The sequence below is a fragment of the Solirubrobacter phytolaccae genome (assembly GCF_027587195.1).
Lineage (GTDB): Bacteria > Actinomycetota > Thermoleophilia > Solirubrobacterales > Solirubrobacteraceae > Solirubrobacter > Solirubrobacter phytolaccae.
The window spans coordinates 1-21,890 of sequence record NZ_JAPDDP010000022.1; the positions used below are offsets into that span (position 1 = coordinate 1).

Here is a 21,890-nt window from a genome sequence, read left to right on the forward strand (position 1 = left end):
CGATCCGACTTCTCGCGGCCGCCGCGATCCCCGGCCCCGCCGACGCCCGCGCGCTCGCCGGCGCGCTCCTGCTCGCCGGCGGCGCGGCGTCGCTCGCGTTCCTGCCCGACGCCGGCATCGCGTGGACGGTGGTCCCGCAGCTCCTCGCGGGCGCGGGCATGGGGCTCGCGCTGCCCGCGCTCAGCCCCGAGCGGGACCTGACCGACGCCGCGCGCACGCTCGTCGCGCGCCACGTGGGCATCGTGCTCGTACTGGCGATCCTCGCCCCGGTCGCGACCGCGCGGCTCACGACCGCCACCGACGACGCGATCCTCAAGGGCGCGTCGCTCGTGCTGGACGCGCAGATCGACCCGCTGCAGAAGCTCCGGCTCGCGCCCGCGCTGCTCGACGACGTCGACACCGACGCGCCGCGCGAGACGCTCACGCAGGCCGTCGAGAACCGCCGCGGCGACTTCACGGACAACGCGGACGTGTACGACCGGCTCGGGCAGCGACTCGACGACGTCGTGGTCGCCGCGGTCCTGGACGCGTTCAAGGTCGCGTACCTGATCGCGGCCGCGCTGGCGCTCCTGACCGCCGTGTTCTACCTGCCGCTCCTGCGCCGTCCCGCGATCCTGCTCGCGGCCGCCGTCGCCGCCGGGTGCGCGGTGGTCTACGCGACCGAGGCCAACGACGAGTCGGCCCCGAAGGTCACCCTCGCCGACCCGTGCGACCCGCGCGCGGTGCCCGGCTCGAGCGGGCTCGCGGGCGAGATCCAGGCCCGCGTGCTCAACGAGCTCAACGAGGCCGCGTGCAAGGTCGGCGTCTCCCGCGAGGAGCTGGCGCTCGCGGTGTTCGACGAGAGCCGTGCGCGTGACTTCGAGGCCGAGCACGGCGTCGACCCGCGCACGACGATCAACCTGTTGTCACTCCTCGGCGGATAGTTCCACCCGCCAGACGTCGCCGGCCGACGTCACCGCGCACCCGCGCCCGACGTCCGCCGCCAGCGCCGCGAGGTCGATCGGCGCCTCACGGTCGGTCGCGAGCACCACGAGCACGTCGTCGGGCGCCAACCCGCGCAGCGCCTCACGCGCCCGCAGCAGCGGCAACGGGCAGAGCAACCCGCGAGCGTCGAGTAGTACCTCCACGATCCGGGTTAGATGATGCCGTGGCCGAAGTCGAGCTGTTCGTGTTCCTGCTGTTCGCCGTCGTCGTGCTGGCGGCCGTCGGCCTGCGCTCCGGCGTGCCGTACCCGGTCGTGCTCGTGCTCGGCGGCCTGGTCATCGGGCTCGTCCCGGGCCTGCCGTCGCCGGTCGTCGACCCGGAGATCATCCTGTTCGTCTTCCTGCCGCCGCTGCTGTACTCCGCGGCGATCAGCGCCTCCGCGTCCGAGCTGAGGGCGAACGCCAAGCCGATCGGCCTGCTCGCCGTCGGCCTGGTGTTCGTCACGATCGCGGCCGTCGCGGCGGTCGCCAACCTCGTGCTCGGCGTGCCGTGGGCGGCGGCGTTCGTGCTCGGCGCGGTGCTCGGCCCGACCGACCCCGTGTCCGCCGCCGCCGTGCTGGACCGCCTCGGCGTCACCGGCCGCTCGAAGACGATCCTCCAGGGCGAGTCGCTGATCAACGACGCCACCGGCCTCACCGCGTACCGGCTCGCGCTCGCGGCGGTCGGCTCGACCGCCGGCAGCGTCCTCGACGTCAGCCTCGAGTTCGTCGGCGTCGCGGCCGCCGGCATCGCGATCGGGCTCGTCGCGGGCTGGATCTTCGCCCACCTGCGGCGGATCGTCACCGATCCCAGCCTCGATGTGGCGCTCTCCGTGCTGACGCCGTTCGTCGCCTACGTCCCGGCCGAGGAGCTGCACGTCTCCGGCGTGCTCGCGACCGTGACCGCCGGCCTGTACGTCGGCTCCCGCAGCCTCGACATCATCGAGCCCTCGACGCGCCTGCGCACCCTCGCGTTCTGGGAATCGACGGCGTTCCTGCTCGACGGGCTGCTGTTCGTGATCATCGGTCTGCAGGTCCCGACGATCCTCGAGCGCATCGAGGACGCCGACGAGGTCACGCTCGGCCTCTACGCGCTGCTGATCTTCGCCGTGGTCATGGGCGTCCGCGCCCTGTGGATGCTGGTCGTCCCGACGATCCTGCACTCGGAGACGACCCGGGCCGAGCGGGTGGTGATCGCCTGGAGCGGCATGCGCGGCGGTGTCTCGCTGGCGGCGGCGCTCGCGATCACCGTCGACGGCTTCCCGAACCGCGACCTCGTGATCTTCGTCGCCTACGCCGTGATCGTCCTCACGCTCGTGATCCCCGGCCTGACGCTCTCGACGCTGGTCAAGCGGCTCGGGTTGCAGCAGAGCGAGGACCACAAGCGCCAGGACGCCGAAGCGCGCCTGAAGCTCACGCAGGCCGCGCTCGATCGCCTCGACGAGCTCGAGGGCGACGCGCCCGACCACGTCGTCCAGCGTCTCCGCGACCGCTACGGCTCCCGCCTCGAGCGACTGGAGGCCCGCGTCGAAGGCGACCACGACGAGGGCGGCCAGACCGACATCGCCCAAGCGGGCAAGCTGATGGCCGAGATGATCGAGGCCGAGCGCGACGTGCTGCGCGACATGCGCCGCGAAAGCGCCTACCCCGACGACATCCTCCGCGAGATGGAGCACGAGCTGGACCTGGACGACTCACGCCTGCGTGCCAGGATCCGCCTCTGACCATGCTCGCCGCCATCCTCGAGACCGACGACCCCGAGCGCCTCTACATGGGCCTGTCGCTGCTCGTCAGCGCCGCGTCCGCGGGTGAGGAGGCCCGCGCGCTGGTCGGCTTCGGCGCGCTCAGGGCGCTGTTCGACCCACCGCCGCCGACCCACGTGATCGAGTCCGAGCGCGAGCCCTTCCGCGCGACCCTCAGCGCGCTCCGCGACACGGCGCTCGCCACCTGCGACGTCAAGGCCTGCGCGGCGGCCGCGCAGGCCACCGGGGTCAGCCGGCTGGCGACGATCTCGACGCCGCAGTTCCTCAAAGAGACCGCGGGTGCGCGCCTGGTGTTCGTGTGAGGCGCGCGACCATCCTCGCGCTCGCCGTCGCGTTCGCCGGCTGCGGCTCGCCGTCGGCCGACCTGTTCGAGGTCACGCGCACGGGCGCCGACGCGAAGGCGAACCTGACGTTGCTCGTGTCCGACGACGGCAGCGTCACCTGCAACGGCGGCAAGCGCCAATCGATCGAGAACGAGCTGCTGCTGCGGGCGCGCGAGCTCGAACGGGACCTCGCCGAGTCCGCGGAACTGCACCTCGTGCTCGAACCCGGTCAGGGTTCCGTGCTGGCGTACCGTGTGCGTATGGAGGCCGGAACCCTCGCTTTCGCGGACAACTCGCGCCCACTTCCGCCAGCTTTCGCACGGCTCAGCGTTTTCACCAAAGACGTGAGCGAGGACGTGTGTGGGATCGTGAGGCGCTGACATGGACCTGATGGAAGCGCTCAAGTCGGGCCGGTTCCCGTGGCTGCTGCGGGAGCACCCGGAGCTGGCGACCGCGCACATCGAAGGCACCTCGGCGCTGATGCTCTCGCGCTACCTGCGCCTGCCAGAGGCGACGGCCGCGTTGATCGCGGTCGGCGTGCCGGTCGGCCCGCTCGAAGCCGCGGTGCTCGGCGAGGTCGAGCTCCTCAAGGACGCCGACGTCCACGCCCGCGGCGTCGACGGCTTCACGCCGCTGCACCTCGCGTCCTACATGGGCGGGACCGAGGCGGTGCGCGTGCTGCTCGAAGCCGGCGCGCCCGTCGACGCGGACGCCGTCAACCGCATGAAGGCGCGCCCGATCCACTCGGCGGTCGCCGTCGGCAACCACGCGAGCGCGCGGCTCCTGCTCGAGGCGGGCGCGAACCCGAACCTCCAGCAGGAGGGCGGCTACACGGCGATGCACTCCGCCGCGCACAACAACGACGCGGAGATGATCAAGCTGCTGCTCGAGTTCGAGGCGGACCCGCAGATCCGCGACGACGAGGGCCACACCCCGCGCGACATGACCTCGGACGAGGCCATCCGCGCGTTGTTCAACCCGTGAAGTGGACCTTGCCGTTCGACTGCGCGCGAGCCTGCGCGCGGTCGACGAAGTCCAGGCGCTTGGCGGCGGCGCGGCAGAGGCGGGTGACGAGCTTCAGGCGCGCGGTCTCCGAGCGCAGGTCGAGCAGGCCCTGCTTGGCGTCCAGCCCGAACTCGACGGTCGCGGCCATCTCGTAGGCGCTCATCGCGGCGACCGCGGCCGGGTCGGGCGCCTTGTCGGACGCCTGCAGCACGAGCTCGGCGTAGGCGCCGTGAGCGGCTTCGGCGACGTCATCGTCGAGGCCGTCGTCGCGGTCGGCGAGGAACTCCACCACGCCCGCCGGGTACGCGAGCTCATCCTGGCGGGCCTCGATCCGGAACGGGCGCGTGCCGCGCGCGACCAGGTTGAGGCGCCCGTCCGGCAGCCGCTCGAGCACCTCGACGATCTCGCACGCGCAGCCGATCGGCCGGAGCCCGTCGTCGGCGAGCCACACGATGCCGAACTCGGACCCCTCTTCCTCACAGCGCGCGACCATCGCCTTGTAACGCTCCTCGAAGATGTGGAGCGGGACGAGCTCACTCGGCAAAGCCACGAGGCCGAGCGGGAACAGCGGGAAATCGCGCACCAGCTCCACGACGATCCAGTCTACGGCTCGCCCCGTAAAGCGGATGATGGCCTCGACCGCCCTTGTCTGGTTCCGGCGCGACCTGCGCGTGCACGACCATCCGCCGCTGCGCGCGGCGCTCGACGCATTCGAGCGCGTGATCCCGGTGTTCGTGCTCGACGACCGGCTGCTCGATGGGCGCTTCGAGAGCGCCAACCGCGCCTCGTTCCTGTTCGACTGCCTGAAGGACCTGCGCACGGCGCTGCAGGAGCGCGGCGGGAACCTCGTCGTCGTGCGCGGCAAGCCCGAGGCCGAGCTGCCGAAGCTGGCGCGCGAGCACGGCGCGACCGCGACCTACTTCGCCTCCGACGTGTCCCCGTTCGCGATGGCCCGTGACAAGCGGGTGGAGGAGGCGCTGAAGGAGGCGGGCGTCGAGCCGCGCCGCACGCCCGGCAACTTCATCGCCGACATCGGCAAGCTCAAGCCGTACGTCGTCTTCACGCCGTTCTGGCGCGCGCACAGCCAGCTCCCGCGCCGCGAGTTGCACGGCGCGCCGCGCAAGGTCAGAACACCGTCGGACCTCAAAGTCGGCGAGATCCCGACCGGCACAGCGCGCGGCGACCAGCACGGGGGAGAGTCGGCCGGCCGCAAGCAGATGCTGGCCTTCGACCACACGACCTACGACGACGTCCGCAACCGGCTGGACCGCGAGACGAGCCGGCTGTCCGCGTACCTGCACTTCGGCTGCGTCTCCGCGCGGGAGCTCGAGGGGCGCGTCGGCGGCGCGTTCGCGCGCCAGCTCGTGTGGCGCGACTTCTACGCGCACGTGCTGCTCCACCACCCGCGCAACACCCATCACGCCCACCAGGAGCAGATGGACGCGATCGAGTGGGACGGCGACGACGAGCACTTCGAGGCGTGGAAGGAAGGCCGCACGGGCTATCCCGTCGTCGACGCCGGCATGCGCCAGCTCGCCCAGACGGGCTGGATGCACAACCGCGCCCGGCTGATCACGGCGTGCTTCCTGGTCAAGGACCTGCACATCGACTGGCGTCGCGGCGAGCAGCACTTCATGCGCTACCTGCTCGACGGCGACGTCGCCCAGAACAACGGCAACTGGCAGTGGATCAGCTCCGTCGGCGTGGATCCGGCACCGCTCACGCGGCGGCTCTACAACCCGGCGCTCCAGCAGCAGCGCCACGATCCCGACGGCGTCTACGTGCAGACCTGGGCGCCCGACAGCCAGACGCTCACGCCGATCGTCGAGCACGCCGTGGAACGACAACGGACACTTGCGGCGTACAGCGCCGCCCGCGGCACGTAAGCTGCGGCGCCGAGTGCCCGATTCCCCTGAGCTCTACGTCCAGCGCGACCAGCCCGAAGGCGTCCCGCCACTGCACCTGACCGGCGAGCGCACGCTCCCCGACGTCCCCGAGGAGAACTACTGGTTCCGCCGCCACCTCGTGGTCTACGAGTGGATCGCGGACCGCGTCCACGGCCTGCGCGTCGTGGACCTGGCGTGCGGCGAGGGCTACGGCTCCGACGTGCTCGCCAACACGGCCGCGCGCGTGATCGGCGTCGACGCCAACCCGGAGGCCTTCGCGCACGCGAGCGCCAAGTACAAGCGGGTCGAGTTCCAGCGCACGATGGTCGAGATCTGGCGGGGCGACGTGGACTGCGTCGTGTTCCTGCAGACGATCGAGCACATCCAGGACCCGGACGCGATGATGGCCCACATCCGGTCGCTGATCGAGCCCGGCGGTGTGGCCTACGTCTCCACGCCGAACGTGCTCACGCTCGCGCCCAAGGGCGAGGAGCGCTCGGGCAACCCGTGGCACGTGCGCGAGTACAAGCCGGAGGAGTACCGGGAGCTGTGCGAGCGCCACTTCGGCGACGTCGAGCTCTTCGGCCTGTTCCACGCGCGCAAGCTGCGCGCGCACCAGGTGGCGCTCGAGCGCCTGGCCTGGGACCGCGTGCACCAGTCGCTGCACCTCACCCGCCCGTTCTACGAGCGCTTCAACCCGGCGATCAGCGCGCGCGACTTCACGCTCCGCACGGGCAACCTGGAGCGCAGCCTGGACCTGGTGGCGGTGCTGCGCCCGTGAAGCGCCTCTCGATCGTCCTGCACACCCACATGCCCTACGTCGAGGGCTTCGGCACGTGGCCGTTCGGCGAGGAATGGCTGTGGGAGGCGGTCGCGACCAGCTACCTGCCGCTGCTCGACGTCCTCGACCGCCAGCCCGGCAAGGTCACGCTGAGCATCACGCCGGTGCTCGCCGACCAGCTCGAGGCGCCGGGCGCGCTCGAGCGCTGCCTGACGTTCCTGCGCGAGATCCGCCCCGCCTCGCACGCGCTGGATGAGCCCGACTACCCGCAGCTGGCGTACAGCGCGCAGCGGTACGTCGAGGCCGCCGACGCGCTCGAGCGCCGCGGAGACCTGATCGCCGCCTTCCGCCCGCACGTGAGCTGGACCTCCGCCGCGACGCACGCCGTCCTGCCGCTGCTGGCCACGGACGCGGGCGTGCGGCTGCAGATCGAGACCGGGATCGCTTCCCACCGCGCGCGGTTCGGCGCCTGGGAAGGCGGCTTCTGGCTGCCCGAGTGCGCGCACGCGCCGTGGATCGACCACCTGCTCGAGGAGGCCGGCGTCCACGTCACGTGCGTGGACTGGACCAACGTGGGCGTCGCCGATCCGCGGCGCACGGAGGCGGGCATCGCGCTCGTCCCGCTGGACCGACACGGCATCGACCTCGTCTGGGACCACCAGGGCTACCCGTCGCACGGCGACTACCGGGACACGAACCGGCTCACGCCGCACGCCCACCAGGCGTGGGCGGTCGACGGCGCGCCGTACGACCCCGAGCGCGGTCACGCCCGCGCGCGCGAGGACGCCGCGCGCTTCGTGAGCGATGTCACAGAGGGCGCCGTCGTCGCGTTCGACACCGAGCTCTTCGGCCACCACTGGCACGAGGGCGTCGCGTTCCTGGAGCGCGTGCTCGAGCTCGCCGACGTCGTCCCGGTGGAGGTCGCGGAACCCGCTGCCGCGCCCGCGGACATCCCGCCGACGAGCTGGGGCACCGGGCGCGACCTGCGCACCTGGAGCGCGCCCCGGGCGGGCGGCCTGGCGTGGGCTCAGCGTCGCGCCGAGTTGACCGCGCTGGGCGCCGCGGCGAGCCCGCGGGCGCTGCGGGAGCTGCTCGCGCTGCAGAGCTCGGACTGGGCCTTCCAGATCGCCAACGACAGCGCCGGCGAGTACCCGCGAGCCCGCGCCGAAGGCCACCTCTCGGCGTTCGCCACCGCCCTCCGTGACGGTTCGCAGGACGAACTTCGCAACCTCGCGCCGAACCTCGCGGACTGGGCGTTCGTGCAGCCTTAGGGGTTAAGCGATCGGCCGTTCGGTCGATCATTCGGATGAGGCGATGTGTAGAGTGTCGCCCGCATAAGAGCCGAGTCCCGTCCGGTCTGTCTGGATGGGAGCGGGGGAACCGATGGAGCGTTGGTCGCGCTCCCGGGGCGAATCGCCACCAGTGGTGGCGTAGCGCAGGTCTACGCGCGAGCCCGACAGCTAACCCCGTAGGCGCGATGAGACCAAGGAGTTTCCCCGCGTGTCAAAAGCAGTGCATTTACGTCGGTTGGTCGCCCTGTTCGTGGGCCTGTCGCTCTGCGTGAGCGCGCCCGCGATGGCGCAGACCGGCGGCGCCGAGTCCCAGCCGGCGGAGTCCCAGCCGGCGCAGACGGCCCCGGCGCCGGCGAAGAAGCCGACGACGAAGCAGATCCAGAAGGCGCTCGGCATCAAGGCCGACGGCGTCTTCGGCCCGAAGACCAAGCGCGCGCTGAAGACCTACCAGCGCCGCAACGGCCTGAAGGTCACCGGCAAGGCCGACACGGCCACGCTGCGCTCGCTCGGCCTCATCGGCCAGCCGCAGAACTCGACGACGCTCGCCACCCCCGTGCCGATCCCGGCCGAGGACAAGGCCGTGCTCGACCAGCTCGCGCAGTGCGAGTCCGGAGGGAACATCGCCGCCGAGTCGCCCAACGGCCGCTACTTCGGCAAGTACCAGTTCTCCCAGCCCACGTGGGAGGCCATGGGCGGCACCGGCAGCCCCGCGGCGGCCGACGAGGCCACGCAGGACCAGCTCGCCTACAAGCTCTACCAGCAGCGCGGCACCGCGCCGTGGCCGTCCTGCTCCGCGCAGCTCGGCCTCGACGAAGAAGACGCTTCCTAGCGCTAGCGCTAGCGCTAGCGCTTCAAGCGCAGGCGGATCGGACCGCGGGCCGCGTCGAGCTCCACGACGCGGCCTTTCTGCGTGATCTCGACCTGCGCCATCCCGTCGGCCACGCGCCGCACGGGGTCCATCAGCTCGCGAAAGCCCTCGCCCTCGGCGAGCGCACGCGCGGCTTCCGACGGGCAGATCGTCTTGCCCTCGTCACGCTGTTCGAGCAGCGCGAGGATCGTGCGCTCGATGTCCGCGTCGCTCACGGCCATCGCAGCGTCTTCGGCGTCTCGCGCATCCGCAGCAGCTTCGCGGGCGCGCCGCCGACCACGGAGTTGGACTTCACGTCCTTCGTGACCACCGTGTTGGAGCCGATCACGCAGTTGTCCCCGACGGTGACGCCGCGCAGGATGCACGCGCCGTAGCCGATCCAGTTGTTCGAGCCGACCCGCACGTCGCGCTTGTAGATGCCCTGCGCGCGGATCGGGCGCTCCACCTCGGTCACGCCGTGGTCGAAGTCGATCAGCATCACGCGGTCGGCGATCACGCACTCACGCCCGATCGACACGTGCTGGAAGGACGAGATCGTGCACTCCTGCCCGAGCACGGTCTTCGCGCCGATCGCGCACTCGCCCTCGTGGACGCGGATCTTGGTGCCGTGGCCGATCCACGACCAGCGGCCGAGCCGGAGCACCGCGTCCTTGCCGATCTCGAAGGTGACTTCGGGGCCGACGAAGCACAGCCCGTCGGTCTGCAGCCGCTTGCCCCAGCGCAGCTTGAGCCACGCCCAGCGCGCGATGAGCCGCGCGTACTTGGGGTTGAGCATGCGGTTGCGCGCCATGAAGCGCAGGAGCGTCAACGGCGCCATCTCCCCCCGAGGATATTCTGCGGCGTTCGATGTCGGATCTTGCCGAGCGGCTGCTGAACGGTGACAAGCGGGCGCTCGCACGCGGGATCTCGCTCGTCGAGGACGACGATCCCGCCGGCTGGGCGCTGGTCAAGGCGGTCTACCCGAAGACGGGGAACGCGTCCGTGGTCGGCTTCACCGGGCCACCCGGCGCGGGCAAGTCGACGCTCATCGGCGCGCTCATCCGCGTGCAACGCGCCGCCGAGCGCGACGTCGCGGTGCTCTCGATCGACCCGTCCTCGCCGTTCCGCGGCGGCGCGCTGCTCGGCGACCGCATCCGCCTCACCGAGCACTTCCTGGACCCGGGCGTGTTCATCCGCTCGATGGCGACCCGCGGGGCGCTCGGCGGGCTCGCCGAGGCGTCGCTGCAGGCCGCGCTGCTGATGGACGCGGCGGGCAAGGACGACGTCTTCCTGGAGACGGTCGGCGTGGGCCAGGCGGAGGTCGACGTGATCGATCACGCCGACTCGGTCGTGCTCGTGCTCATCCCGGGCAGCGGGGACAGCATCCAGGCGCTCAAGGCGGGCGTGATGGAGATCCCGGACATCATCGTCGTCAACAAGTCCGACCACCCGCTCGCCGACACGATGGTGCGCGAGATCCGCGGCGTGCTCGCGCTGGCGCCGCAGGAGGGCTGGCGCGTCCCGATCCTCAAGACCGAGGCCTCGCGTGGGGAGGGCATCGAGGCGCTGGCCGAGAAGCTCAACGAGCACCGGGCGTTCGTGGAGGCCGAGGGCACGCTGTCCGAGCGCCGCCGTCGCAACCTGATGGCCGAGGTGCTGGGGATCGCGACCATGCGCCTGCGGCGAGCGCTCGAGGCGTCACTCGAGCGAGACACGGAAGTGCAGGCGCTGCTCGACGAGGTCGTCGCCCGCCGGATGGACCCCGCCAGCGCCGCCAGCGCCATCCTCGCCCGCGGCGCGGTGGACCCCGGCGCCGCCGCCCGCGAAGACGTCGCCGACTGACCCAATTTTCGTCCAGTCCCGGTTTGCAACCGGGGGTGGGAGGCCTAGAGTCTCGGCATGCGGAGGGCCGTCGTTGCGTTCGCCTGCGTCGTGCTCGCCATGGCGGTGGCTGCCCCTGCGCACGCGGCGAACGGCCAGCTCGTGGCCGTCGCCGGCGGCAAGCTCGTCGCCGTCAACCCGGACGGCACCGGCCTGCGCACCCTGTGGGCCCCGACGGGAGAGATCACCGGGCTCTCGTTCTCGCCCGACGGCAACCAGGTCGCGTTCTCGTACGCAGGCAAGATCGCCTTCTACGACCTGCGCAACGGGGACGTGACGTCACTGACCGCGCCGGTGGGGGCGCAGGACATCAATCCCACCTGGGCGCCAGGCGGTGACGCGATCGGGTTTCGACGCATCACCGGCGTGACGCACCAGCGCATGCGGGTCACGCTCGACGCCCGTGAAGCGGTCCTCGGGACCTTTGCGACGGCTCCGGTCGAGTTCGCGTACGCGTCGTCGCTCGACCGGTGGGCGTACACGCTGCTGGACGTCTTGCTCGTCTCCACCAACCCACTCGAGGTCGAGGCGGGCGTCAGCGGCGCACCGGCCTGGTCGGCCGACAGCTCGAAGCTCGCCTACATCCAGGGCGGCCGGCTGCGGGTGGCGATGAGCCCCGGCCTCGCGCAGTCCACCCGCTTCTACGTGACGCGCACCGCGGCGGCCGCGCCGCGCTTCTCGCCCGACGGCACCGCGCTGGTCTACGTCGCTGACGGCCAGGCCCGGACCGTGTCGGCGGTCGAGGACGCCACGTCGACCGCGATCCCGGGCCTGTTGGGCGTGTCCGCCATCGACTGGCAGCCGTGTGGAGTGGCGACGGTCACGTGCCGCTCGAGCGTGCCGCCGACCTGCGTCACCAACTCCGTCCAGGTGTTCACGCAGACGGACCAGCCGGTGCAGCTGCCGCCGGCGCCGTGCAGCGACCCGAACGCGCTGCCGCTCTCGTTCGTGCTCGTCAAGGGGCCGGACAGCGGGACGTTGGCCGGCACCGTGTACACGCCCAACGCGGGCTTCGTCGGGCAGGACGCCGTGACCTACAAGGTCAGCAACGGCGCGAGCGCTTCCGAGGTGATCAAGGTCTCGATCTTCGTCGTCCGGCGGCCGGCGGGCACGGGGCCGCCCGCGGCCGTCACCCCGCCGACGGTGGCGGCGCCGCCGTTCCTGAGCCTGCGGGTCAAGCCGCGCCTGGACCGCAAGCGCAAGACCACGGCGCGGCTCGTCTGCGACCAGGCCTGCACCTTCACGGTCCGGCTCGAGGGCACGGTGCGGGTCAAGAAGAAGACGAAGACGATCAAGGGCAAGGCCCTCACCCGTTCGCTCACGCCGGACCAGCTCCTGGCGCTCAAGCTCAAGCTGCCCGCCAAGCCGGCGGGCAAGGTCAGGTCGATCTGGATCACCGGCACCGTCCGCGGCGCCAACGGCACTTCACGGCCTGTGAAATTGCCGGTCACCGCCGCCCGCTGAGCTTGCGCCGCCGGCGCGCGAGCCTTTACGGTGGGCGCAATGAGCAGGGTCAGCTGCGCGGCGCTCGTCGCCGCGGCGCTGGCCGTCGTCCCGGGGACGGCGGCAGCGGCCACCACGGATGGGCAGATCGTCACGATCGCGCGGGCGGGTGCCGGCGAGGCGCTCGTGACCTACAACGTGGCGGGCTTGAGCGGACGCCACGAGCTCTACGCCGGTGGCGACCTCAGCGCGCCGCAGTGGTCACCCGACGGCAACCGGATCCTGTTCGCCGAGGGCGGGACCGTGAAGGTGTACTCGGCCGTCTCCGGCGAGGTCACGGACTTCGTCGCGGGCGCCGCGCCGACCTGGACCCACGACGGGGCCGGCATCACCTTCGTGCGCGGCACCCAGGTCGTGACCCGCACGCTGGCGGGCGCGGAGACCGTCGTCGCCGCGGACGGCACCGGCGTCACCGATCTGGCGTGGTTCGACGGCGGTGAGGTGCTGACGCTGCTGGTCGGGGACCGGATCGACGCGTGGATCGCGCCGATCGCCGACCAGGGGCCGGCGTTCGACGGCGTCGCGGGCGGGCCCGCGCTGGGGGCCGACGGCTCGGTCGTGTTCCCGCGCCGCGTCGGCTCCGCCACGTCCCTGTTCCGGGCCGCCGAGGACGAGGAGCCGGAGGACCTGCGGCTCACCAACGAGCCCGGCGTCGTCGACGGCGACCCCGACATCTCGCCGAACGGGCGGATCATCTTCACGCGCACCGTCAACGGGGTGCCGCAGCTGGGGCTGCTCGACGGCTCGGCGTTGAGCACGTTCGGCGGCGGCCAGAGCGAGCCGGACTGGCAGCCGTGCTCGGAGGTGATCACGCGCGTGTCGTGCACGTCGACGACGCCGGTGGCCGCGCGGCCCGGACCGGAGTGCCGGCTCTCGCCGACGAGCTCGCCGCTGACCGTCCAGACCGCGCGCTCGACGTCGGTCGGGTACAGCTGCCACGTCGGCGTGGACCACATGGAGCTCGTCGACGCGCCCGCGCACGGGACCGTGACGATCGCGTCGGGGACCCGGCGGGCCGTGAGCTACCGCTCGGCGGCGGGCTACGTCGGGCCGGACACGTTCACGTTCCGCGCGGTCAGCCGCGAAGGTCGGGTGTCGGCGCCGATCCGCGTGACGGTGGCCGTCGTCGCGGCGATGCCGCGGCCGGCGGCGCCGAAGCTCACGCTCGCGGCGGGCACGCTCAAGCTCGACCGGCGCGGGCGCGTCACCGTGCGCGGCACCTGCGACCGCGCGTGCACGGTCTCGCTGCGCGTGCGGGTCAAGCTGGGCAGCGGGCGCGTGATCTCCGGTCGGCTCGTGCGGGCGCAGGCGGCAGCCGGCGGCGCGGTCACGCTGCGACTCAAGCGCGGCACGCTCCCGCCGCGCCGCACGGTGGCGTGGGCGCGCGTGAGCGGCAAGGCCGTGGGCGCGGACGGCCGCACCCGGGGCGTGCGGATCAAGCTGCGCTGATCAGGTCCAGCAGCGCGTCGATCTGCGCGCGGGTCGTGCTCGGGTTCAGCAACGTGAGCTTGAGCGCGACGCGGCCGTCGACGGTCGTGCGCCCGATCACGGCCTCGCCGGAGGCGAACAGGTCGCGGTGGATGGCGACGTTGCGCGCGTCGTCGCCGACGCGGCGGAACGCGACCATCACGGTGTGCGGCGGCGCGACCAGCTCGAGCTCCGGGTGGCGCTCGATCGCCTCGCCCGCGTACCGCGTGAGGTCGAGCACCGTGTCGACCATCGCGCCGAGCTGCCGGCGGCCACGCGTGCGCAGCGCCACCAGCACTTTGAAGGCGTCGAACCGCCGCGAGGTGTCGAGCGAGCGGCCGACGAGGTTGAGCTGGCCCTCGGCCTCGTCCTCCGGCCGGTTGAGGTAGACGCTCGCGTGGTGCACGGCGCGCAGCGCGCCCACGTCCGGCACGAGCAGGGCGGAGGCGCCGAACGGCATCCACCACAGCTTGTGCAGGTCCGCGGTGATCGAGTTCGCGCGCTCGATGCCTTCCAGTCGGGAGCGGTGTGTGTCGGAGAGCATGAGCCCGGAGCCGACCGCGGCGTCGACGTGCAGCCACGCGCCGAGCGCCCGCGCGTGGTCCGCGAGCGCGTCGAGCGGGTCGATCGCGCCGAGGTCCGTCGTTCCGGCCGTCCCGACGATCGCGATCACGTCCTCGCCCCGCGTGGCCGCGTGCAGCGCGTCCACCGACATCCGCCCGTCCGGCTCCGTCGGCACCGCGATCACGGCCTCGGTCCCGAGCCCGAGCAGCGCGGCCGAGCGCCGGATGCTGTCGTGCGAGGTCGCGCTCGCCGCGATCCGCCAGCGGTTCTGCGGCACGCCGTTGCGCCGCACGTCCTCGCCCGCCGCGTCCCGCGCGAGCAGCAGCCCGAGCAGGTTCGAAGCGGTCCCGCCCATCGTCATCACGCCCGACCCGCCCGGGAACCCGTGCAGCTGCGCGAGCCGCTGGACGAGCGCGTCCTCCACGAACGTCGCTGCCGGTGACGCGTCGAACGCGTCCATCGACTGGTTCGTCACCCCGACCGCCAGCTCCGCCACCGCCGCCTCGATCAGCGGGGCGGGATGCAGATGCGCGACGCAGTTCGGGTCCCCGAGCCGGATTCCGCCCTCGAGGATGGGCGCGAGGTCGGTCAGCACCGCGTCGAGTGAAGCGCCCTGCTCGGGCAGCGGATCGATCGCGGCGACCTGCGCCGCGAGCTCGGTCGGGTCGAGGGCGCTGCGCGGGCCGGGCACGCTCAGCGCTCTGATGATCGCCTCGGTCATCGCGATCGTGGCGTGGCGGAGGTCGGCGTGGCTCTTGGGATCGGGGCTGACGAACATCGCCGCGGAGTTTTAGTGCAGCGCCTTCGAAGTGCGTGACGCCGCGGCTTCACGCCGCCACCGTCCTGCCGCGCGCCGTTCGCGCCACACCAGCACGGCGACGCCGACCGCGATCAGCACGCACGCCACCACCGGCCACCAGGTCAGCGACGTGAAGTCCGGGAACACCACGACCAGCGGCCCCCACGGCGCGTCGCTGTCCACGTCGAGCCACCCGGGCACGTCGGTCAGCCACAGCAGCCATGCGGTCCCGCCGAGCGTGAGCAGCGCAAGCACGCCGCCGACCACGCGCGGGACATGCCGGAGCCCCCACGCCGAGAGGGCGGCCAGCGCGGGCAACACCGCGACCATCGACACGCCCGGGAACGACGTCCCGGCGCGGAGCGCGCCGGAGGCCAGCAGCGCGGTCACCGCGAGCTGCACCCCGATCACCACCAGCAGCAGCCCGGCGGTCGCCTCGGCCTCGCGGCGAGCGGGCGCGACACGGGCGAGCTGGTCGCGGCGTGAGCGGTACAGGAGCCAGGCGGCGAAGAAGGCCAGCGCGAGCAGCGGCGCCCAGCGCAGCAGGCCGATCTCGCGGTCCAGCCACACGCCGACGAGCCGGGGGATGCGCTCCAGGTACTCGACCGGCGTGTCCGCCTTGGTCGCCGTGCTGGCGGAGCGGGGCGTGATCCCGCCGTAGAAGCGGTCGTTGACCGTGGCGTAGAAGACGAGCGAGGCCGCGAGCGCCTCACCGGCCACGAGCGCGGCGAAGCGGCGGCGCTCCCGCAGCGTCCAGACGACGAGCGCCCACGCCACGACGGCGCCCGCGGCGAGGTAGCTCCAGCCGAGCCAGGGCAACCCGGCGAGCAGCAGTGCGCCGACGGCGACGTACCGCCGGCGCGGGCGTTCGCGTACCGCGAGCGCGCACAGCGTCGCACCCGCCAGCAGCACCGCCGCGGCGACCCCGGGCGTGATCGTGGTCGAAGCGGCGACGGCGGGCGGCGAGAGGCCGACGAGCCCGACGCCGAGCGTCGCCCACGGCTCGGGGACCATCCGGCGCGCGAGCGCCGCGGCCAGCACGAACGCCAGGGCAAGCATCGCGAGCATCTGCCACTGCACGGCCCGCGCGCCGCCGATCGCGTAGGCGGGTGCGATCAGCACCGCGAAGCCGACGCCGTGCGGCTCCACCAGCCGGCCCTGCACCACGCGCCCGTCCGTCTTGAGCTCCCGCGGGTACCAGCCCGCGTAGGAGCGGCTCGCGTACTCGTCGGTCAGGTCGACGTCACGGTCGGACACGAGCGACTCGGCCGCGAGCAGGTGATGCGGCTCGTTGCCCGCGTAATCCAGCCCGGGCTGGGCCGGAACGCCGAGGGTCGCCGCGTACACGGCGACCAGCAGGATCCACAACCCGACGAACCGCACCCCTACAAACCTAAAGGGGTCAGACCCCTTTATCCGTCCCTTAGGCTCCGCGGGCGAGCTCGACCAGCGTGCGCACGCCGTAGCCGGCGCCGCCGTTGGGCGTGTAGGGCTTCTTGTTGTCGTAGGCCGTCCCCGCGATGTCCAGGTGCGCCCACGGCACGTCGCCGGTGAACCGCTTGAGGAACTGCGCGGCGGTGATGCCGCCCGCGCCGCGGTCCGCCGGCGAGTTGACGATGTCCGCGTAGCGGCCCTTGATCTGCTCGTCGTACTCGGCGTGCAGCGGCAGTCGCCAGTTCAGCTCGCCCGCGCGCGCCCCGGCCGACTCGACCGCGGCGGCCCAGTCGTCGTTGCTCGCCAGCAGGCCCGCGTGGGTCTTGCCCAGCGCGACGACCATCGCGCCGGTCAGCGTCGCGAGGTCGATCAGCCGCTCCGCGCCGAGCTCGATCGCGTGCGTGAGGCAGTCCGCCAGCACGAGCCGCCCTTCGGCGTCCGTGTTGTTGATCTCGATCGACACGCCGGACTTGGAGCGCACGATGTCGCCCGGCTTCATCGAACGGCCGGACGGGAGGTTCTCCGTCGCGCCGATCACGCCCGCGACCCGCACCGGGAGCTTGAGCGCGGCGATCGCGCCCAGCGCCTCGAGCACCGCGGCGCCGCCCGACATGTCGAACTTCATCTCGTGCATCTTCGCGGCGGGCTTGATCGAGATGCCGCCCGAGTCGAAGGTGACGGCCTTGCCGACGTAGCCGAGCAGCGGCCCGGTCGCGCCTTCGCCCTCGTAGCGGATCGTGATCAGCCGCGGGTCCTCGTAGGAGCCCTGCGCGACCGCCGCGAAGGCGCCCATCCCCGCGGCGCGGATGCCGTCGCCGTCGAGCACCTCGACGCGCACGCCCTCCAGCTCCGACGCCCGTTCGGCCAGCGCCGTCGGCGTCAGGACGTTCGCCGGCTTGTTCTGCAGGTCACGTGCGCGGTTCACGAACGAAGCCACGGTCGCGGCCGCCGTCGACGCCGCGCCCACGTCGTGATGCGCGGACAGGACCAGCGCCTCGATCCCGTCGGTCTCGGGCTCCTTGAACTCGCGGTACGTGTACGCGGCGAGCAGCGTGCCCTCGACGAGCCCCGCCACGTGGGCGTCCGACACGTGGTGCGGGACCTCCCAGCACAGCGTCTTGGTGCCGAGCTCCTTCGCACGCCCGACGACCGCCGCCGCGACCACACGAGCGCGCTCGGGGTCGAAGTCGCCGCGTCCGCCGAGGCCCGCGACGAGGTACCGGCGCCCTTCCGCATGCGTCACCGCGAGCTTGCGCAGCCCCCGCTTCGCCTCGCCGCTGTCCACCAGCGCCTGCAAGGCGCCGCCGTGGTCGTGGGCGATGCCCTCATCCTCGAACACGCCGACGACGATCGTGTCGGCGTCGGTGGCGGGAGGGGCGTCCGTCGTGGCTGTCACTCGCATCGCAATAGACTCGCAGCATGCCTCGTACCGTGATCCTGAGCAGCGCCCGGACACCGATCGGCAAGCTCGGCGGAGGCCTGTCCACCCTCCCCGCGACCCATCTCGGCGGCGTCGTGATCCGCGAAGCGCTCGACCGTGCCGACGTCGCGCCCGAGCAGGTCCAGCACGTCGTCATGGGCACGGTCCTGCAGGCCGGCCAGGGGCAGATCCCGAGCCGCCAGGCGCAGATCGAGGCGGGCATCCCGATCGCGGTCACCTCCGAGACGATCAACAAGGTGTGCGCCAGCAGCGTGCGCGCCGTCGGCATGATCGACCAGGCCGTGCGCGCCGGGGACCTCGAGGTCGCGGTCGGCGGCGGCATGGAGTCGATGTCGCAGGCGCCGTACCTGCTGCCGGGCGCCCGCGGCGGCTTCCGCATGGGCGACGTGCAGGCGCTCGACGCGATGATCCAGGACGGCCTGCGCAGCCCGTTCTCCGGCAAGCAGATGTTCGAAGAGGCCACGGACGTCAGCGACGAGCTGGAGATCACGCGCGCCGACCTCGACAAGTGGGCGCTGCGCAGCCACGAGCGCGCGATCGCGGCCACCGACGAGGGCCGCCTGGCGGACGAGATCGTCGCCGTCACGGTCCACGGCCGCAAGGGCGACACCGTCGTCGAGACGGACGAGTCGCCGCGCCGCGAGTCCAGCCTGGAGTCGCTCGCCAAGCTCCCGGGCCTGACCAAGGGCGGCAGCCACACGGCCGGCAACTCGCCGGGCGTCAACGACGGCGCCGGCGCGCTCGTGCTCGCGTCCGAGGACTGGGCCGAGCGCAACGGCAAGGACATCCTCGCCACGATCATCGCTCAGGCCGCCGTCGCCGACGAGTTCGCCTACCTCGCCCGCACGCCCGCCAACGCGGCGATCAAGGCGCTCGACAAGGCGGGCCTGCAGCCCGGCGACATCGACCTGTGGGAGATCAACGAGGCGTTCTCCTCGGTCGCGCTGAACAGCACCCGCATGCTCGGCATCGACGAGGCGCGCGTGAACGTCAACGGCGGCGCGGTCGCGCTCGGGCACCCGATCGGCGCGTCCGGCGCGCGCATCATCGGCGCGCTCGTGCTCGAGCTGCGCCGGCGCGGCGGCGGCTACGGCTGCGCGGCGATCTGCTCCGGCGGTGGCCAGGGCGACGCCATCATCGTCCAGGTTTGACGGAGAGACCACATATCTTGCCCCCGCCGCCGGGCGGGGGAGCGATCAAGCGCGAAGGGGAGAAGGGCGCCGCGTTCTTCGACCTGGACCGCACGCTGATCGCCGGCAGCTCGAGCTTCCAGTTCGGCCGCGCCGCCTACAAGGCCGGGATGGTCTCCCGCCGGGATCTCGCCCGCGACGCGTACGAGAACGTCAAGTTCCGCCTGCAGGGCTCCACCGACGCCACCGCGGACCTCGTCAAAGAGCGCGTCGGCAAGCTGCTCGAGGGCGCGAAGGTGCGGGACCTGCAGCGCCTCTCGGGCCCGGTCCTCGCGGGCGTGCTCCCGCGGCTGTACCCGCGCATGCTCGCGACGGCCTACGCGCACCAGGACGAAGGCCGCCCGATCTTCATCTGCACGGCTGCCGCGCAGGAGATGGCGGAGCTGCTGGCGGTCGTGCTCACGTTCGACGGTGCCGTCGGCTCGGTCGCCGAGGTCATCGACGGCGTCTACACGGGCCGCGAAGGCGGGCCGTTCAACTATCGCGAGGGCAAGGCGCAGGCGCTCCGCGAGCTGGCCGAGCGCGAGGACATCGACCTCGCGGCGAGCTACGCGTACAGCGACAGCGAGTCCGACCTGCCGATGCTGCGGCTCGTCGGCCATCCTGTGGCCGTCAATCCGGACAAGGAGCTCGCGCGCGTCGCGCGTGAGGAGGGGTGGGAGATCATGCGCTTCGAACGGCTGGGACGGAAGCTTCGAGTACTCGGCGCCGCGGCGGCGGTGGCGGGCGGTGCGGCGGCGGCGCGGGTGGCGACCGCCAAATGAGTCTCCACGAGCTGACCGACGACCAGCGGGAGATCCGCGAGCTGGCCAAGCGCTTCGCGGACGAGCAGGTCGCGCCGCACGCGGCCAAGTGGGACCGCGAGCACCACTTCCCGCGCGAGCTGTTCGCCGAGCTGGGCGAGCTCGGCCTGATGGGCGTGTGCGTGCCCGAGGAGCACGGCGGCGCCGGCGCCGACTTCCTCACCTACATGCTCGTGCTCGAGGAGCTGTCGCGTGCCGACGCAGGCGTCGGCGTGACGGTCGCCGTGCACACGAGCGCGGGCACATTGCCGATCCTCAACCACGGGTCCGCGGAGCAGATCGCCGAGTACGTCCCGCGGCTCGCGTCCGGTGAGGAGCTCGCCGCGTTCGCGCTCACCGAGTCCGGCAGCGGCTCCGACGCGAGTGCCATGCGCACCCGCGCCGCCGACGACAAGATCTCCGGCGCCAAGCAGTGGATCACGAACGGCTCGTTCGCGTCCACGTTCATCGTGTTCGCGAAGGAGGGTGAGCGCGCGTCGTCCTTCCTCGTCCGCGCCGGCGCCGACGGCTTCGCGGTCACGCGCGAGGAGGAGAAGATGGGGCTGAACTCGAGCTCCACGGCCGACCTCGCGTTCGAGGACACGCCCGCCGAGCGCCTGGGGGAGCCGGGCAACGGCATGCGCGTCGCGCTGCGCACGCTCGACGGCGGCCGGATCGGCATCGCCGCGCAGGCCGTCGGCATCGCCCAGGCCGCGTTCGACACCGCCGCGGGCTACGCGAAAGAGCGCAACGCGTTCGGCGGCCCGATCGCCCGCTTCCAGGCCATCCAGCACAAGCTCGCGGACATGCAGACCGAGATCGAGGCCGCCCGCGCGCTCGTCTGGCGCGCCGCGCGCCTGAAGGAGGCCGGCAAGCCCCACACCGTCGAGGGTGCGCAGGCCAAGCTCTTCGCGTCCCGCGTCGCCCGCCACCAGACCGGCGAGGCGATCCAGATCCTCGGCGGCTACGGCTACACCAAGGAGTTCCCGGCCGAGCGCTACTACCGCGACGCGAAGGTCACCGAGATCTACGAGGGCACGAGCGAGATTCAGAAGCTCGTCATCGCCCGCGCGATCCTCGGCGAGTCGATGCGCGACTGACGCACCGCGCCGTCCTGCACCCAGCTGATCGTGTCCCCGGCGAGCGTGAGCGACCCGGGGTCGATCCCGGCCCCCGAGCTCACGACCCCGGCGAGCGTGCGCACCTCGTAGACCCGGGGCTCCTGATAGACGAAGCAGTCCGCGACGATCCACGCGGGCGTCCCCTCGGGCGTGAGCACGAGCGAGTGCACCGGACCCGCCTGGTACCGCGGGTCGCCGCAATCGCGCCCGGATTGCAGGCTGTGGACCTCGGCGCCGGTTCGCGCGTCACGCACGGACACCTGGCTGGACGAGTCGCGACGGCCCGCGTACTCGGACGTGTACGCGACGAACGGCCCGGCCACCGTCGGGAGGTTCTCGCTGCAGAAGTCGCCGCCCCCGCAGCCGTTCCCGGCGCTCGAGATGCCGATGTCGAACCGGTAGCGGTTCGCGGTCGCGCACACCCACAGCCGGGTGCGGACTTCGTAGACGCGAACCTGGTCGTTCTCGGCCCGCGTCGTCCCGAGGGCGTCGCAGGGCAGGCGCGAGCGGTCCAGCCTGGCCGAGCGCACGGTCCGCGCGGCGAACCCCGACGCGCAGCGCTGCCCTCCCCGGGCACGGAGGTAGACGTAGCCGTTCGCGTACGGGAAGCGGCGCACGAGGCTCGCGGTCTTGCGCTTGGCGTCGGGATACGTGTACGCCTCCAGCACGAGCTTGCAGCGTCCGCTCCGGTACTCGCGGGCGAAGGAGCCGTCTGAGACCTTGCCCGTGTCCGGCAGCGTGACGCGCAGTCGCTCCTGGATCGGTGGTCCGTAGGGGCCGAACCGGCCGTCGTGATAGATCCGCACCTGAACCCGGCGCGCGTCGGCCATCGCCGGGAGCGCCAGCGCG

At 72.4% G+C, this 21,890-nt stretch carries 22 protein-coding genes, 1 pseudogene and 1 riboswitch; of the genes and pseudogenes, 15 read left to right on the forward strand and 8 right to left on the reverse strand.

All coding sequences use genetic code 11. The features are described from left to right. Positions 1-923 (forward strand): annotated as a pseudogene (locus OJ997_RS14085) (hypothetical protein); the annotation flags it as partial. Here OJ997_RS14085 and OJ997_RS14090 read toward each other — a convergent pair. Next, positions 906-1,127 (reverse strand): sulfurtransferase TusA family protein, encoded by a 222-nt coding sequence (locus OJ997_RS14090; RefSeq protein ID WP_270025751.1) that lies wholly within the window; start codon positions 1,125-1,127, stop codon positions 906-908. The pseudogene OJ997_RS14085 and the gene OJ997_RS14090 overlap by 18 nt on opposite strands. 20 nt (positions 1,128-1,147) lie before the next feature. On the opposite strand from OJ997_RS14090, the gene OJ997_RS14095 reads away from it, so the two are divergent. The 4 genes from OJ997_RS14095 to OJ997_RS14110 are packed head-to-tail and all read left to right on the forward strand — an operon-like array spanning position 1,148 to position 4,032. Next, positions 1,148-2,686, forward strand: a complete 1,539-nt coding sequence (locus OJ997_RS14095) for a Na+/H+ antiporter (RefSeq protein WP_270025752.1) — start codon at positions 1,148-1,150, stop codon at positions 2,684-2,686. A gap of 2 nt (positions 2,687-2,688) precedes the next feature. Then, positions 2,689-3,027: a hypothetical protein gene (locus OJ997_RS14100; RefSeq protein WP_270025753.1), complete on the forward strand. Its 339-nt coding sequence runs from the start codon at positions 2,689-2,691 to the stop codon at positions 3,025-3,027. Continuing rightward, positions 3,024-3,428 carry a hypothetical protein gene (locus OJ997_RS14105; protein WP_270025754.1) on the forward strand — a complete coding sequence of 135 codons (405 nt, stop codon included), beginning with the start codon at positions 3,024-3,026 and terminating at the stop codon, positions 3,426-3,428. Before OJ997_RS14100 ends, OJ997_RS14105 begins: the two co-directional genes overlap by 4 nt. Before the next feature lies 1 nt (position 3,429). Continuing rightward, on the forward strand, positions 3,430-4,032 hold the full coding sequence (locus OJ997_RS14110; protein WP_270025755.1) for an ankyrin repeat domain-containing protein: 603 nt from the start codon (positions 3,430-3,432) through the stop codon (positions 4,030-4,032). Here OJ997_RS14110 and OJ997_RS14115 read toward each other — a convergent pair. After that, positions 4,022-4,645 carry an LON peptidase substrate-binding domain-containing protein gene (locus OJ997_RS14115; RefSeq protein WP_270025756.1) on the reverse strand — a complete coding sequence of 208 codons (624 nt, stop codon included), beginning with the start codon at positions 4,643-4,645 and terminating at the stop codon, positions 4,022-4,024. The genes OJ997_RS14110 and OJ997_RS14115 overlap by 11 nt on opposite strands. Positions 4,646-4,679: 34 nt before the next feature. Between OJ997_RS14115 and OJ997_RS14120 the strand changes: the two genes are divergently transcribed. From OJ997_RS14120 to OJ997_RS14135, 4 genes are all read left to right on the forward strand, one after another. After that, positions 4,680-5,939, forward strand: coding sequence for a cryptochrome/photolyase family protein (locus tag OJ997_RS14120; RefSeq protein ID WP_270025757.1), 1,260 nt, complete (start codon positions 4,680-4,682; stop codon positions 5,937-5,939). Between the two features lie 13 nt (positions 5,940-5,952). Next, a complete protein-coding gene (locus OJ997_RS14125; RefSeq protein ID WP_270025758.1) occupies positions 5,953-6,720 on the forward strand; it encodes a class I SAM-dependent methyltransferase in 768 nt (255 codons plus the stop codon). Continuing rightward, the gene (locus OJ997_RS14130) at positions 6,717-7,991 is read left to right on the forward strand and encodes a 1,4-alpha-glucan branching protein domain-containing protein (protein ID WP_270025759.1); all 1,275 of its coding nucleotides are present in this window, start codon (positions 6,717-6,719) and stop codon (positions 7,989-7,991) included. Before OJ997_RS14125 ends, OJ997_RS14130 begins: the two co-directional genes overlap by 4 nt. Positions 7,992-8,049: 58 nt before the next feature. Beyond that, a riboswitch (cyclic di-AMP (ydaO/yuaA leader) is annotated at positions 8,050-8,209 on the forward strand. 38 nt (positions 8,210-8,247) lie between these two features. After that, positions 8,248-8,841 carry a transglycosylase family protein gene (locus OJ997_RS14135; protein WP_270025760.1) on the forward strand — a complete coding sequence of 198 codons (594 nt, stop codon included), beginning with the start codon at positions 8,248-8,250 and terminating at the stop codon, positions 8,839-8,841. A gap of 14 nt (positions 8,842-8,855) precedes the next feature. On the opposite strand, the gene OJ997_RS14140 is transcribed toward OJ997_RS14135, so the two are convergent. Together OJ997_RS14140 and OJ997_RS14145 are read right to left on the reverse strand one after the other, a co-directional pair. Then, positions 8,856-9,095 carry a DUF3253 domain-containing protein gene (locus OJ997_RS14140; RefSeq protein ID WP_270025761.1) on the reverse strand — a complete coding sequence of 80 codons (240 nt, stop codon included), beginning with the start codon at positions 9,093-9,095 and terminating at the stop codon, positions 8,856-8,858. After that, positions 9,092-9,697, reverse strand: coding sequence for an acyltransferase (locus OJ997_RS14145; RefSeq protein ID WP_270025762.1), 606 nt, complete (start codon positions 9,695-9,697; stop codon positions 9,092-9,094). The genes OJ997_RS14140 and OJ997_RS14145 overlap by 4 nt, the downstream gene beginning before the upstream one ends. A 29-nt stretch (positions 9,698-9,726) precedes the next feature. Here OJ997_RS14145 and meaB point away from each other — a divergent pair, with 29 nt between their 5' ends. Genes meaB through OJ997_RS14160 form a run of 3 tightly spaced genes read left to right on the forward strand, consistent with a single transcriptional unit; the run spans position 9,727 to position 13,692 of the window. Continuing rightward, a complete protein-coding gene (gene meaB / locus OJ997_RS14150; RefSeq protein WP_270025763.1) occupies positions 9,727-10,701 on the forward strand; it encodes a methylmalonyl Co-A mutase-associated GTPase MeaB in 975 nt (324 codons plus the stop codon). A gap of 57 nt (positions 10,702-10,758) precedes the next feature. Beyond that, positions 10,759-12,204 carry an Ig-like domain-containing protein gene (locus OJ997_RS14155; protein ID WP_270025764.1) on the forward strand — a complete coding sequence of 482 codons (1,446 nt, stop codon included), beginning with the start codon at positions 10,759-10,761 and terminating at the stop codon, positions 12,202-12,204. Between the two features lie 39 nt (positions 12,205-12,243). Next, positions 12,244-13,692: a hypothetical protein gene (locus tag OJ997_RS14160; RefSeq protein WP_270025765.1), complete on the forward strand. Its 1,449-nt coding sequence runs from the start codon at positions 12,244-12,246 to the stop codon at positions 13,690-13,692. Here the strand turns inward: OJ997_RS14160 and OJ997_RS14165 are convergent. The 3 genes from OJ997_RS14165 to OJ997_RS14175 are packed head-to-tail and all read right to left on the reverse strand — an operon-like array spanning position 13,679 to position 17,909. Continuing rightward, positions 13,679-15,052 (reverse strand): pyridoxal phosphate-dependent decarboxylase family protein, encoded by a 1,374-nt coding sequence (locus tag OJ997_RS14165; protein ID WP_270025766.1) that lies wholly within the window; start codon positions 15,050-15,052, stop codon positions 13,679-13,681. The genes OJ997_RS14160 and OJ997_RS14165 overlap by 14 nt on opposite strands. Before the next feature lie 12 nt (positions 15,053-15,064). After that, complete coding sequence (locus tag OJ997_RS14170) at positions 15,065-16,456, reverse strand: hypothetical protein (RefSeq protein ID WP_270025767.1); 1,392 nt, start codon at positions 16,454-16,456, stop codon at positions 15,065-15,067. A 40-nt stretch (positions 16,457-16,496) separates the two neighbouring features. Then, positions 16,497-17,909 carry a leucyl aminopeptidase family protein gene (locus tag OJ997_RS14175; protein WP_270025768.1) on the reverse strand — a complete coding sequence of 471 codons (1,413 nt, stop codon included), beginning with the start codon at positions 17,907-17,909 and terminating at the stop codon, positions 16,497-16,499. A 17-nt stretch (positions 17,910-17,926) separates the two neighbouring features. Between OJ997_RS14175 and OJ997_RS14180 the strand changes: the two genes are divergently transcribed. Genes OJ997_RS14180 through OJ997_RS14190 form a run of 3 tightly spaced genes read left to right on the forward strand, consistent with a single transcriptional unit; the run spans position 17,927 to position 21,020 of the window. Continuing rightward, positions 17,927-19,099, forward strand: coding sequence for an acetyl-CoA C-acetyltransferase (locus OJ997_RS14180; RefSeq protein ID WP_270025769.1), 1,173 nt, complete (start codon positions 17,927-17,929; stop codon positions 19,097-19,099). Between the two features lie 17 nt (positions 19,100-19,116). Next, positions 19,117-19,902 carry an HAD family hydrolase gene (locus OJ997_RS14185; protein ID WP_270025770.1) on the forward strand — a complete coding sequence of 262 codons (786 nt, stop codon included), beginning with the start codon at positions 19,117-19,119 and terminating at the stop codon, positions 19,900-19,902. Then, complete coding sequence (locus tag OJ997_RS14190) at positions 19,899-21,020, forward strand: acyl-CoA dehydrogenase family protein (RefSeq protein ID WP_270025771.1); 1,122 nt, start codon at positions 19,899-19,901, stop codon at positions 21,018-21,020. The genes OJ997_RS14185 and OJ997_RS14190 overlap by 4 nt, the downstream gene beginning before the upstream one ends. Here OJ997_RS14190 and OJ997_RS14195 read toward each other — a convergent pair. Then, entirely contained in the window at positions 20,969-21,871 is a 903-nt protein-coding gene (locus tag OJ997_RS14195) for a hypothetical protein (RefSeq protein WP_270025772.1), read from the reverse strand. The two genes, OJ997_RS14190 and OJ997_RS14195, sit on opposite strands and share 52 nt — an antisense overlap. Positions 21,872-21,890 lie beyond the last annotated feature (19 nt).